This is a genomic window from Kitasatospora sp. NPDC004615 (assembly GCF_042873545.1).
Taxonomy (GTDB): domain Bacteria; phylum Actinomycetota; class Actinomycetes; order Streptomycetales; family Streptomycetaceae; genus Kitasatospora.
The window spans coordinates 984,820-997,136 of sequence record NZ_JBIALQ010000001.1 but is presented as its reverse complement, the minus strand read 5'-3'; the positions used below and the strand labels follow the sequence as shown (position 1 = coordinate 997,136).

Annotated in this window: 10 protein-coding genes; all 10 read left to right on the top strand. The window is 74.9% G+C overall.

The window, feature by feature from the left end; genetic code table 11:
- Positions 1–38 precede the first annotated feature (38 nt).
- Entirely contained in the window at positions 39–557 is a 519-nt protein-coding gene (locus ACFYS8_RS04485) for a sigma-70 family RNA polymerase sigma factor (protein WP_387635605.1), read from the top strand.
- A complete protein-coding gene (locus tag ACFYS8_RS04480; protein WP_387635603.1) occupies positions 554–1,279 on the top strand; it encodes a hypothetical protein in 726 nt (241 codons plus the stop codon). Before ACFYS8_RS04485 ends, ACFYS8_RS04480 begins: the two co-directional genes overlap by 4 nt.
- Before the next feature lie 105 nt (positions 1,280–1,384).
- Positions 1,385–2,077, top strand: a complete 693-nt coding sequence (locus ACFYS8_RS04475; RefSeq protein ID WP_387635600.1) for a hypothetical protein — start codon at positions 1,385–1,387, stop codon at positions 2,075–2,077.
- A gap of 17 nt (positions 2,078–2,094) precedes the next feature.
- Positions 2,095–2,988 carry a LysR family transcriptional regulator gene (locus ACFYS8_RS04470; RefSeq protein ID WP_387635597.1) on the top strand — a complete coding sequence of 298 codons (894 nt, stop codon included), beginning with the start codon at positions 2,095–2,097 and terminating at the stop codon, positions 2,986–2,988.
- A 246-nt stretch (positions 2,989–3,234) separates the two neighbouring features.
- Complete coding sequence (locus tag ACFYS8_RS04465) at positions 3,235–3,798, top strand: GNAT family N-acetyltransferase (protein ID WP_387635595.1); 564 nt, start codon at positions 3,235–3,237, stop codon at positions 3,796–3,798.
- A 52-nt stretch (positions 3,799–3,850) separates the two neighbouring features.
- A complete protein-coding gene (locus ACFYS8_RS04460) occupies positions 3,851–6,001 on the top strand; it encodes a PQQ-binding-like beta-propeller repeat protein (protein WP_387635592.1) in 2,151 nt (716 codons plus the stop codon).
- 95 nt (positions 6,002–6,096) lie between these two features.
- Positions 6,097–8,889 (top strand): BTAD domain-containing putative transcriptional regulator, encoded by a 2,793-nt coding sequence (locus ACFYS8_RS04455; RefSeq protein WP_387635590.1) that lies wholly within the window; start codon positions 6,097–6,099, stop codon positions 8,887–8,889.
- Positions 8,890–9,132: 243 nt separating this feature from the next.
- Positions 9,133–9,696: a WXG100 family type VII secretion target gene (locus ACFYS8_RS04450; RefSeq protein WP_387635587.1), complete on the top strand. Its 564-nt coding sequence runs from the start codon at positions 9,133–9,135 to the stop codon at positions 9,694–9,696.
- Between the two features lie 80 nt (positions 9,697–9,776).
- Complete coding sequence (locus ACFYS8_RS04445) at positions 9,777–11,735, top strand: hypothetical protein (RefSeq protein ID WP_387635584.1); 1,959 nt, start codon at positions 9,777–9,779, stop codon at positions 11,733–11,735.
- 53 nt (positions 11,736–11,788) lie between these two features.
- On the top strand, positions 11,789–12,317 hold a 529-nt coding region (locus ACFYS8_RS04440; RefSeq protein ID WP_387635582.1), incomplete at its 3' end, for a hypothetical protein.

Sequence of the window (12,317 nt, the reverse complement as noted above, 5' to 3'; positions counted from 1 at the left end):
TTCGTGGTGACGGGTGAGAGGCGAGGAGAGGGGGAAACGTGGCCGAATGGGCGGATCAACTCACCGAGTTGGTGGCGACCCGGGGCGCCGAACTGCAGCGCTACGGCTTCCTGTTGACGGGAGACCGGGCAGAGGCGGCGGACCTGGTCCAGGAGGCGCTGGTGCGGGTGTTCGCGCGCCCGCGACGCGCCTGGCGGCTCGGGGAGATCGAGGGGTACGTCCGCCGCACCATGCTCAACCGCTACCTGGACCTGTACCGGCGCAGAGCGCGCTACCGCGCGCTGGTGCCGCAGCTGGCCGAGGACCCGGTCGGCCCGGACGGCAGCGAACAGCTCGCGGACCGGCTCCAACTGGTGGTCGCGCTCGGCGCGTTGTCGCCGACCCAGCGGGCCTGCGTGGTGCTCCGGTACTACGAGGACCTGCCGGTGGCGGCGGTCGCGGAGCGGCTCGGGCGCCGCGAAGGAACGGTGAAACGACACCTCAGCGACGCGCTGGAGCGGCTGGGTGTGGCACTTACGGACACTTGTCGAGAACTTGGGGAAGGTGTGAGCGCATGAACCCGGAAGACCTTCGAAGGGGCCTGCCTGAGGCGGCCGACCTGGCCGGACCGCTGCAGGTGGACACCGAACGGCTCACGCGGGCGGTCCGCCGACGCCGCAGGACGCGCTCGGCGCTGACGGCCGGGGCCGTCCTGGCGGTGGCGGGCGCCGTCTTCACCACGGTGGGGCCGACCGGGCCGGCGGGCCCGGCGGTGGCCTCGCCCGGAGCGGGCGGAGCAGGGGCGGCGTCCGCGCCGTCGACCGACACCGTGTTGGGTCAGAAGTGCGGCGAACCGCTGAAGGCCGAGGGCGTGGCACCCGACATCGCCGGGTTCTCGATGTCGGTGAGCTCCGTCGAGCGGGTGAGCAACGAGACGGGTCCGGCCATCGACGCCGCGCTCAGCGCGGAACGGGCGGTGGGCATGGGAGGCAGTCCGGGCCCGGCCCTGGAGGTGCTGTACCTCAAGGACGGCGCCGTCGTCGGCGGCGGGTTCACACTGATCGGGCGGGGCGATCCGCCGATGAAGGGGACCCTAGGGGGCCAGACGTGGCTGCTTCGGGTGGGCGAGCCGTTCGCCATGAAGCTGCGCGAGCAGAACACGCTGTGCCCGTCCGTGACCTGGCCGCAGATCTGGGCGCACCCGGGTGACTACGAGGTGGTGCTGACGCTGCCCGCGGCGGTCGATCCGAAGGAGAGCAAGGATCGGACCGTGATCGCCCGGTCGCCGCTGACCCGCTGAGGTGGGACGTCCCCCGGTCCGGCGGCCGGGGGACGTCGCGGAACCGGGTCCCGCCCGGGCGCGTCCAAGGCCTGTCCGGTTGGGGTCTGGGAGGAGTGGGCGGGGATGGCTGCGGCACGGCGGTACTGGTTCGCGTTGATGGTGTGCGGGGCGCTGCTCGCACTGTCCCTGCCGCTCTATCGAACGCCGGCTCGGTTCTGCGGGCCGGAAATCCCAGCGGTGGAAGGGGGGTTCGGGTGCGTCGCACCGTACGCGTCGCCGGAGGGGATTCTGGGCAGCTACGCGCTGGCGCATCCCGGAAGGGTCCAGCTGTACTGGCTGGCCGCGCTGGTGATCGGCAGCTGCGCGCTCGGATGGTGGTACCGGCGGGCGGGGGCGGGCCGGCGGGCCGTCGTGGGGGTGCTGGTCGCGGTGCTGCTGGCGGCGGCTACGACGGGCCTGACCTGGGCGGACTGGCACGGTTTCCGCTCGCCGTTGGCCTGGGCGGAGACACCGATGCTGATGGTGTTCAACGGGGCCACGCCGCTGCTGGTGATCGCCCCCGTGCTGCTCGCGCTGGCGGTGGCCGAGCGTAGTGCCGGGCTGTTCGCGTTCGCGGTCGGATTCGGCGCTCTGGCCTACGTCTTCGCCACCCGCGACTCCTTCGCCGTGATGCACGATCTCGGCGTTCCGGTCGATGTGTTCAGCGACCCGGCGGGAATCCGGCAGTTGCTGAACCTGGCGGTACCGGCCGCCGTGCTGCTCCTCGCGGCGGGAGCCGCGTACGGCGTCGGTGCGGTGGGTCGGCGCCGGCCCTGACGCCGTACGCTGCGGAGGTGGCAGAGGATCTTCTTCCGCAGGAGCTGCGGGTGTTGGTGGCGGTGGCCGAGAGCGGTGGGTTCACGGCGGCGGGGGAGCGGCTGGGGCTGACGCAGTCGGCGGTGTCGCACGCGGTGCGGGGGTGCGAGCGGAAGTTGGGGGCGGTGCTGTTCGAGCGGGGGCGGCGCGGGGCGGTGCCGACGGCGGCGGGGGAGCGGGTGGTGGGGCACGCCCGGCGGATTCTGCGGCTGCTGGCGGCGCTGCCCGGGGAGGCGCGGCAGGGGGAGCCCGGCGGGCCGCGCGGGCCGGTGCGGATCGTCGCGTTCCGGAGTGCGGCGGGGCGGGTGCTGCCGGCGGTGCTGGCCCGGCTGGCGGTCAGTTGCCCGGAGTTGGAGCCCGAGGTGCGGGTGGTGCGGGACTTGGGGCGGGGCACCGCGGGGGAGGTCGCCGACGGCCGGGCCGATCTGGCGCTGGCCACGATGGGTGCGGCGATTCCGCGGGGGCTGGTCGCGGTGCCGCTGTACCGGGAGGGCTACGCGCTCGCCCACCAGCAGGGGCATCCGGATCCGCGCAGTCTGCCGCTGGTCGACTGGGACGAGAACTACGGCTCGTACACGGCCGATTGGTGGCGCCGGCAGGACTGGATCCCGTCCGCGACCATCAACGTCTCCGACGACACCGTGGTGCTGTCGCTCGCCGCGCAGGGCCTCGGGATGGCGATCATGCCGATGCTCTCCCTGGACCGGCTGCCCGACGGGCTGGCCGTCACCGATCTCGGCGCGGAGCGTCCGTCCCGGGAGGTCGGCTACGTCACCACCCCCGAGCTGGCCCGGACGGCCGCCGTGCGGGCGGTGGTGCGGGAGTTGCGCGCCGCCCCACTGCCCGCGGGCGCGAGCGCGGTGCGCCGGTAGAAGGGGGGCGTCCCGCCGCCCGTAGCGGGGGCGCCCGGCCCGGGAGAGAGGTGGGCCGGGTGGGCGGCGGGACTGGAGTGACGAACCCCGCAAATGAGTCTTCCGGGGCGTGCTCACGTCCCACTAACGTCCCGCTGACGTGCAGGAACAGCCGTGGAATATGGTTGACTTGACGCGTGGTCGATGGGCGGGGGAGGGTACGCCGGGGCAGCTGCCGGGCGGCCCGGTGAGGCGACGGGGGTGGCCATGAGAGCGCTCGCCGAGGTGCGGGACGATCCGCTGACGGACGGCGACGTGGTGCTGCGCAGGCCGCTGCCCGCGGACGCCGCCCTGGTGCACCGCGGCACCCACGATCCGCTGGTGCGCGAATTCCTCCAGGCGGTGATCCCGCACCGGGACCTGGCCGCCGCCGAGCGCTGGCTGACCGAGATCCCGCCGATGCTCTGGGAGACCGGACGGGCCGCCTACTTCACCGTCGAGGAAGCCGGAGGAGCCGTCGGCTGGGCCGAGTTGGTCAACCTCGACGCGGAAGAGGACAGCGCCGAGATGACCGTCTGGCTGCTGCCCGAGCACCGCCGGCTGCGCACCGCGAAGAGCGCGATGCGGCTGGTGTGCCGGTTCGGGTTCGAGCGGCTCGGCCTGCGCCGGATCGACGCGTTCGCCGCCGCCGACAACATGCCCAGCCAGGTGACGGGCGCCGCGATCGGCTTCCGCCGGGCCGGCTACCGCCCCGCGCTGTTCCGCAGCTCACGCACCCAGCGACTGCACGACGCCGTGTACGCGACCCTCGTACCGGAAGACCTCTGCTGACCCCCGGGGACACCACCAGGCAACTCCCCGCACCTGAACCAGGAGTGACGATATGTCAGAAAGCAGCCTCCGGCTGGAGGACAGCGCGCTCGGCGAGCTGCTGATCACCGCCGACGGGTTCCGCGCCACCCGGGACGGGCAGGAGCGCACCGGACGGGTGGACGCCGCACTGATCGTCCGGGTGCTGTCCGCGCTCGGCGAGGCCCCGGCGCCGGTGCCCGGCGCCGCCGCCCCGACGGCCGGCCGCCGGCTCACCGTGGCCGGCCTGAACGGCCGTCAGGACCGGCAGTGGGCCGACGGCACCGACGCGCCGGTGCCCGCCGCCGTCGCCCCGTTCGCGACCCTGCTGGCCCAGGCGTTCGGCGAGCCCGGTGAACCCGCCGCGCTGCCCGGCGCGGTCGCCCTCGGCCACCCGGCCGCGCACGGCGCCCGCAGCGCCGCCGCCGTCGGCACCGTCGGCGGCCGGGCCGCGTACGCCCTGGTCGAGGAGGACGGCTCGTTCGGCCTGACCGCCCTCGACGACGCCGCCTCGCTCGGCGGCTCCGACTCCGACGCCGGCCTCGCCCCGTCCGCCGTCGCCCTCGGCGAGGCCGGCGGCCGCTCGCTGTTCGCCGTCGGCGGCGGCGACGGCTCGGTGCAGGTGTGGGACGCCACCACCGGCCAGGTCGTGCACGGCTCCACCGGCGGCGAAGGCGCCCAGGCCGTGGCCGCGCTGATCTGCCGGGACATCCCGGTGGCGTTCTCGGCCGGCCAGGGCGGCGACCTGCGCGCCGTGCGCGCCGACGACGGCCGCGTCCTCGGCAACCTGCCCACCGGCGGCCACGGCGCCACCGTGCTGCGCGCCGCGCACTGCGCCGGCATCGACCTGCTGGCCGCGGCCGCCGCCGACGGCACCGTGCGGGTCTGGGACGCCGGCACCGGCGAGCAGCTGCACCTGCTCGTCGGCCACCGCGGCGAGGTCCGCTCGATGGCCGTCCTCACCGTCGACGACCAGGCCGTGCTCGCCACCGGCGGCCACGACCGCACCGTCCGGGTCTGGGACCTCGCCACCGGCCAGCTGGTCGCCGAACTCGCCGGCCACACCGGCACCGTCACCGGCCTCGCCTTCACCACCCTCGACGAGCGCCCCGTACTCGCCTCCTGCGCCCTCGACGGCACCGTGCGCACCTGGGACGTGTACGACGGCCGCCCGCTGCACGGCTGGCCCGCCGGCAGCTGGCTCACCGCGCTGGCCGCCACCGACGGCGTCCTGTTCACCGGCGACGAGACCGGCCGGATCACCGCCTGGGACGCCGCCACCGGCGCCGCCCGCACCGTCGCCCCCGCCGGGCGCCCCGGCAGCCCGCTCACCGCGCTCGCCACCGGCGCCCTGGGCGGCCGCCCCGTCCTCGCCGCCGGCTTCGGCGACGGCACGCTCCTCGTCTGGGACGCCCCGACGGGCAGCCAGCTCCTCGACCTGGCGGCCGACGGCGGCCCCGTGCACACCCTCGACCTGACCGCCGACGGCCCCGACGGCCCGCTGCTGGTCTGCGGCACCACCGCCGGCGCCGTCCGCAGCCACCGCCTCGCCGACGGCACCGCCAACCCGCTGCCCGTCCCGCACGCCGGCGCCGTCACCGGACTCGCCTTCACCACCGGCGACCAGCCGCTGCTGGCCTCGGCCGGCCGCGACGGCGTAATCGCCGTCCGCGCCGCCGCCACCGGCGACGACAGCCGGCGCTTCGCCACCGGCCACGGACCGATCACCGCGCTGGCCGCCGTCGTCGCCGGCGGGCAGCCGATCCTCGCCACCGCCGGCGAGGACCTCAAGGTCCGGATGTGGCACGCCGGCAGCGGCGCCGCCGGACCGGTCTGCGAAGGCCTCACCCGGCCCGCCGAGGTGCTGTCCTTCACCGAGATCGGCGACCGCCCCACGCTGATCGCCGGCACCTCCGACGGCAACGTGCTGGTCTGGGACGTCCAGAGCGGCCAGCGCATCGCCCTGCTGACCGGCGGCGGCGCCGCCGTCCGCGCCGTGGTCGGCCGCGAGCTCGACGGCGAGGCACTGCTCGCCGCCGGAGACGCCGCCGGCACCCTGCGGCTGTGGCACCTGAGCAGCGCCACCCTGCTCAACGAAGCCGCGCTGGACGGCACTCCGCTGGCCATCGAACTCGACGAGGCGGGCCTGCGGATCGTCACCCCGGCCGGTGCGATGACCCTCTGACGGTCCGTCCGGACCGCCCTGATTGGGTGTACCGGATAACGACCCGGTAGCCTCCCTCACCGGACACGACTCGGGGGGAGTTGGGGGTTACTGCGGTGAAGTTCCGGCTGCTCGGGGCCGTTTCGGCGGATGACGCCGAAGGCGGCGAACTGCGACTCGGACCGGAGAAGCGGCGCAGCGTGCTCGCCCTGCTGCTGCTGCGCCGCAACCGGGCGGTCTCGGTCGCCCAGCTCACCGAGGCGCTGTGGATCGCCGAACCCCCCGCCAACGCCCGCACCGTGGTGCAGAGCCACATATCCCGGCTGCGCGCCCTGCTCACCGAGCAGGGCGCCACCGGCCAGGGCGTCCAACTCGCCACCGCCGGTGACGCCTACACCCTGCACCTGCCCGAAGGACGCCTGGACGTCGAGCAGTTCGACACCCTGGTGGCCGCCGCCCGGGTCGAGGCACGCTCGGTGGACGTGGTCGACGCGCTGGAGCACGCGCTCGCCCTGTGGCGCGGACCCGCCCTCACCGGCACCGTCGCCAGCCCCCCGCTGGAGGCCTGGCGGCAGACCCTGGAGGAGAACCGGCTCGCCGCCGTCGAATCCCTCGCCGACCACTACCAGCGGCTCGGCGACCCCGCCCGGGCCGCCGAACTGCTGCGCGCCGAAACGGTCGCCCACCCGCTGCGCGAATCGCTGGTCTCCGCGCTGATGCTGGCGCTGTTCAAGGCCGGACGGCAGTGCGACGCGCTCGACTGGTACCACCGCACCCGCGAATCGCTCGCCGACCGGCTCGGCGTCGACCCCGGGCGGGCGCTGAACGCCGCGTACGAACGGATCCTGCGCGGCGAACCCACCGAGCCCCCGGCTCCGGCCCCGGCCCCGGCCCCGGTTGTTCCGTCAACTCCCGTGGTAATGGCGGAAGTCGAATGGAAGGTGCCCTCGCCCGCCGGACCGCCCGCGATCGAGAACCTCCCCGCCATCGACCTGCTGCCGCGCGCCCCGCGCGGCTTCCACGGCCGCGACGCCGAACTCGCCACCCTCGCCGACGCGGTGCGCAGCGGACCGGACGGCGCGATCGCGCTGATCACCGGACCGGCCGGGGTCGGCAAGACCGCCCTCGCCCTGCACTGGGCGCACCGCAACGCCGGACGCTTCCCCGACGGCCTGCTCTTCGCCGACCTCGGCGGCTTCAGCGACCGCCCCGGCCGCGACCTCGACGAGGTGATCGCCGAACTCCTCGCCGCGCTCGGCGTCGCCCGCGAGGACCTGCCGGCCGGCACCACCGCCCGCGCCGCCCTGTACCGGCGGATCACCACCGGCCGCCGACTGCTGGTGGTGGTCGACAACGCCCGCGACACCGCCCAGGTCCGGCCGCTGCTGCCGGCCGGCGCCGACTCCGTCGCCGTCGTCACCAGCCGCCACCGGATGCTCGGCCTGGTCGCCGCCGAACTCGCCCGCCCGCTGCCGCTCGCCGTGCTCGGCCCCGAGGAGTCCACGGCGCTGCTCGCCCGGGTGCTCGGCCCGGCCCGGATCGCCGCCGAACCCGAGGCCGCCCGCGAACTCGCCCGGCTCTGCGACGGCCTGCCGCTGGCCCTGCGGATCGCCGCCGCCAAGATCGCCGCCGACCCGCGCCGCGGCCTCGCCGCGATCACCGAACAACTCCGCCACGAACAGCGCCGGCTCGGCCACCTCGCCGCCGAGGAGATCAGCGTGGCCAGCGCGCTGCGCATCTCCTACGAGCAACTCCCGCCTGTCACCGCCCAGTTGTTCCGCACCCTGGGCTTCCACCCCGGCCCGGTGATCGACGCCCACACCGCCGCCGCGCTCGGCGACCTGGACCCGTCGGCCGCCGCCGAGGCCCTCGACCAGCTGGCCGCCACCCACCTGATCACCGAGACCGACGGCGGCCGCTACACCCTGCACGACCTGGTCTGGCTGTACGCCCGCGAACTGAGCAGCCGCACCCACCCCGCCGAACAGCGCCTCGCCCGGGAACGGCTCGCCGACCAGTACCTGTACACCGGCCTGGCCGCCGCCCAGGCCGCCGAACCCGGCAGCAAGCCCTGCTGCGAACCCCCGGTGGGCAGCCACCGGCCGCGCGCCGTCGCGGAGTTCGACAGCGGCGAGGACGCGATTCGCTGGCTCGGCGCGCACCGCGAAACACTCGCCCAGGTGATCGCCACCGCCTCGCCGGAACGGGTCTGGCGACTCGTCCTCACCCAGTGGCCGCTGATCCTGCGCCGTCTGCGGGACGGCTGGGTGTCCCAGCTGGAACACGCCCTGGACGCCACCCTGGAGTGCGGCGACGCGGACGGCGAGAGCCAGGTGCGGGCCATGCTCGGCTGGGTGCTGGTCTCCAACCGGCGGCTGCCCGAGGCCGTCACCTGCCTGACCCCGGCCGCCGAACTCGCCGCCAGGGCCGGCAACCAGGTCGGCCGGGCCGTCGCACTGGTCAACCTGGCCGCCGTCCAGTCCGAACTCGGCGACACCACCACGGCCGGCAACAACCTCACCCAGGCCCTGGAGATCGCCCTCGCCATCGGCCACACCCACACCGTCACTCTCGCCCTCCAGCACCTGGCCCGCCACCTGCTGGTCACCGGCCGTCCCGCCCACGCGATCGAACAGGCACTGTTCGGGCTGGAGTTGACGGAGGATCAGATTCCGTCCTCGCGCCGGGTCCTGCTGCACACCGCCTGCGGCGAGGGGCTGTCCGCGCTCGGCCGCCACGCCGCGGCCCGCAGCCGGCTGAACGCGGCCCTCGCCGAGGCCGAGCAGATCGGCCACGACGAGGCCACCGCCGAGGTCCTCGGCGCGCTCGCCGCCGCCGAGGACGCCGCCGGACTGGCCAACGCCGCCACCGCGCACCGGCGGCGAGCGGAGCAGCTGGGGCTGTCGTGAGCCCCTGGTGGGAGCAGGAAACCGGAGCGTTAGTGAATCGCCGGAAACCGGCGCGTTAGTGAAGCGCAAGCCGAAGGCAAACGGCTACCGCAAGGATGATTCCGTGCGGTAGCCGCGGGTGCGCGGGACTGCCCGTGGCACCGCGTACGGCCCCTCGCTCGCCCGGTCGCCCCCGGCCTCCATGCAACGCCCCTTCACCGGCCCGCACCGTCGGGGAGCAGACATCGGGAGAGGGCGGGACGGATGGCCGGTGACGGCGTGAACATCGACCTGGACGAGGTCCAGGCGGCAGCCAAGACGATCGCAGCGCTGCTGGAGGAAATGCAAGGGCCGTTCGCCCAGCTGGAAGCCCACATCAACATGGTCGAGGACTCGGTGTACGGGACCGACCTGCTGGGCAAGTCGCTGACCGGCGGCGGATCTTCGGTCGGCGGCTTCAACAAGCACCAGAAGGACGTGCTGGCGGGCATCAAGCTGCTGCTCAGCAACGCCACCGCGATGGGCACCAACCTGCAGACCATGGCCGCCCGGCACCAGGCCAACGACGAGGAGCACGCCTCCGCGCTCAGCCGGATCAGCGCCGGCGACGGTACCCCGCTCGCGCCGCTCACCCCGGCCGTGGCCCCGTCCCCCACGCCCACGCCCACGCCCACGCCCACGCCTGCGCCCACGCCTGCGCCCGCGCCGGTGCCGCCGCCGGACAACGGGGGTTACCACACCCAGGACGGGCCGTCGCTGGACTACAACAAGCCCAAGCCCCCGCCGGAGCCGCACGGCCCGGGCGGCGGCGGCCGCAACCTGATCTGACCCACACCGCACACCCGCACCACGGCGGCTGATCCGGTGTCAGCCGCCGACGCACCCACCATCCGAGAGAGCTTCCCGCCATGATCGAGCTGCCGGCCGACCTCGCCGAAGTGCTCAAGACCGTGCAGAAGAACGAGAACGGCAAGGACATCTCGTTCCCCGACGGCAATGAGGACCTGATCGGCGACCTCGCCGCCGCCTGGGACAAGTGGAACCAGGTCGCGGACTCGCACATCCGCGGCATCGCCAACGCCGCCCAGCGCGCCATGTCCTGCATGTCCGGCGCCGCCGCCGACAGCTTCCAGTCGTACCTGCAGAAGTTCGCGGGCGGCGACGCCTCGCACGTCGCCACCACCGTCAAGGCCGGAGCCGACATCGCCAGCGGCCTGCACGGCGCGCACCAGGCGGTGATCGACACCAAGAACGAGATGATCCGGGAACTCGACTACGCCAAGACGTACATGGCGCAGAACCCGGCGGGCAAGCACGACGACATCGCCAACTCCGAGGGCGTCAAGCAGGCCGCCAGCCTGTACCACCAGTACGTCAGCGGCGTCAGCAACCAGGTCGACGGCATCCTGCGCAACAACGCCAACCAGATCGCCGACATGAACGGCATCGGCAAGACCTGCACGCTCAACGGCGGTGGCGGCGGCGGAGGCGGCGCGGGCGCCGGAGGCGGCTCGGGCCTCGGCATCGACAGCGCGGGCGCCGGACCGGACGGGATCGGCGGCGGCGGCGACGGTGCCGGCGGCGGTGCGGGCGGCGGTGCGGGTGACGGGGCCGGTGGCAAGGGCGGCGGCGCGGGCGGCGGGGCCGGTGGCGGCGGTGGTGGTGCGGGCGGCCACGGCGGCGCCAAGACGCCCAGCATCATGAAGCCGTTCACGCCGCCGCCCGGCCACGTGCCGGACCTGTCCAGCGGCGGACACCCGCCGACCTTCACGCCCCTCCCGGTCAGCCCGAAGGGCTCGCTCAACCTGGCCGGCCTCGGCGACCTCGGCTCCGGCGGCCCCGGCCTTGGCATCGGCCACTCCGGGCTCGGCGGCGTCGGCAGCGCCGGACTCTCCGCGTTCGGCGGCGCGGGCGGCGCCGGACTCGGCGGCGCCGGGCTCGGCGGTGGCGGCTTCGGCGGCGCCGGCGGCGCGAGCGCCTTCGGCAACGCGATGGGCGCGATGGGCCGGGCCGGCGGCGCGCTGGCCGGCGCGGGCGCCGGTGGTGCCGGCGGTGGCGGCATGCGAGGCGGCGGTGCGGCCGGTGGACGTGGTGCCGGCGCCGGTGCCCGCGGTGCCGGTGCCGCCGCCGGTGGCATGGGCGGCGCCCACGGCGGCGGCATGGGCGGCGCCGGACGGGGCGGCAAGGGCGAGAAGAAGGGCGCCAACCGCTTCCTCGGCCCCAGCCGGTTCGGACCGGAGGGCGAGGAAGAAGAGGCACTGCTGCACGACAGCGGCATCCTCGGCCAGGCCGGCGAGGTCGACCCCCGCGACCGCAACTGGCAGCGCGCCCGCCGCCGTTGGCTCGACGACGCCCGCGCCGAAGGCGTCCTCACGGCGCCCGAGCCCGAGCCCGTGGCAGCCGCCGAAGCCGCGGCGGCCCCCGCCAGCGAGCAGGCCGTCCTCAACCAGCTCGCGGGCGTGCTGCTGGGTGCCACCGTCACTGCCGACGGCGAGGCGGCGACTCCCGTCGCGGGGGAGGCGGTGACGCCGACTCAGGAGAGTGTCGCGGCCGAGGCGCGCGGGGAGTCGAAGGCGTCCGGGTCGTCCGGCTCGGCTGGGTCGTCCGGGTCGTCCAGCTCGTCCGGTGAGTCGAAGGCGGGCGGGGACGCCGAGTACCTGGATCGGGCCCGCAGCGTCGCCGCGCGGCGCGGACACGGCGAGGCCGCGGAGGCGGTGGCCACACCGGCCACCCCCGCAACTCCGGTGAGTGCGGCGGCTCCTGCGGCAGCCGCCAAGCCGACTCCGATCCGGGAGGAGGGTGGCTACCAGGTTCCCAGCCCGTTCCTGCGCGCCGCACTCACCCGCCTGGCCGCCCCCGCGGACTGACCGCCGCCGCCCCGCTACCCCCGCGCTGATCCGTACTCACTAAGGAACCCCCCATGAGCAACGACGTGCCCTGGTTCGCGATCGACCCCGGCGTCGAACCCGCGCACACCATGCGCATTCCGGAAGGTGAGCGGATCGGCGTGGAGGCGCCGACGTTCGGCGAAGCCGCGCGGGTTGGCTGGGTCGAGCCGGATGTGATGCCTGCGCAGCGTATTGAGGGGGGCGGGCCGTTTACGGAGGCGGCGCGGGTTGGCTGGGTTGAGCCGGATGTGATGCCTGCGCAGCGTATTGAGGGCGGTGGGCCGTTTACGGAGGCCGCGCGGGTTGGCTGGGTTGAGCCGGATGTGATGCCTGCGCAGCGTATTGAGGGCGGTGGGCCGTTTACGGAGGCCGCGCATGTGGGGCGGTTCGAGCCGGATGTGATGCCTGCGCAGCGGATCGAGGGGGGCGGGCCGTTTACGGAGGCCGCGCATGTGGGGCGGTTCGAGCCGGATGTGACGCCCGCGTTCCGGGTCGGGACGGCCGTTGGCGAGCCGATGGAGACCGCGCGGTTGAAGTCGTCGGAGGGTGTGCCTCTGCATG

Bases quoted from the DNA above. Each gene is read 5' to 3' on its own strand.
- ACFYS8_RS04460 (WP_387635592.1), top strand. From the start codon at position 3,851: ATGTCAGAAAGCAGCCTCCGGCTGGAGGACAGCGCGCTCGGCGAGCTG.
- ACFYS8_RS04465 (WP_387635595.1), top strand. From the start codon at position 3,235: ATGAGAGCGCTCGCCGAGGTGCGGGACGATCCGCTGACGGACGGCGAC.
- ACFYS8_RS04475 (WP_387635600.1), top strand. From the start codon at position 1,385: ATGGCTGCGGCACGGCGGTACTGGTTCGCGTTGATGGTGTGCGGGGCG.
- ACFYS8_RS04450 (WP_387635587.1), top strand. From the start codon at position 9,133: ATGGCCGGTGACGGCGTGAACATCGACCTGGACGAGGTCCAGGCGGCA.
- ACFYS8_RS04445 (WP_387635584.1), top strand. From the start codon at position 9,777: ATGATCGAGCTGCCGGCCGACCTCGCCGAAGTGCTCAAGACCGTGCAG.
- ACFYS8_RS04480 (WP_387635603.1), top strand. From the start codon at position 554: ATGAACCCGGAAGACCTTCGAAGGGGCCTGCCTGAGGCGGCCGACCTG.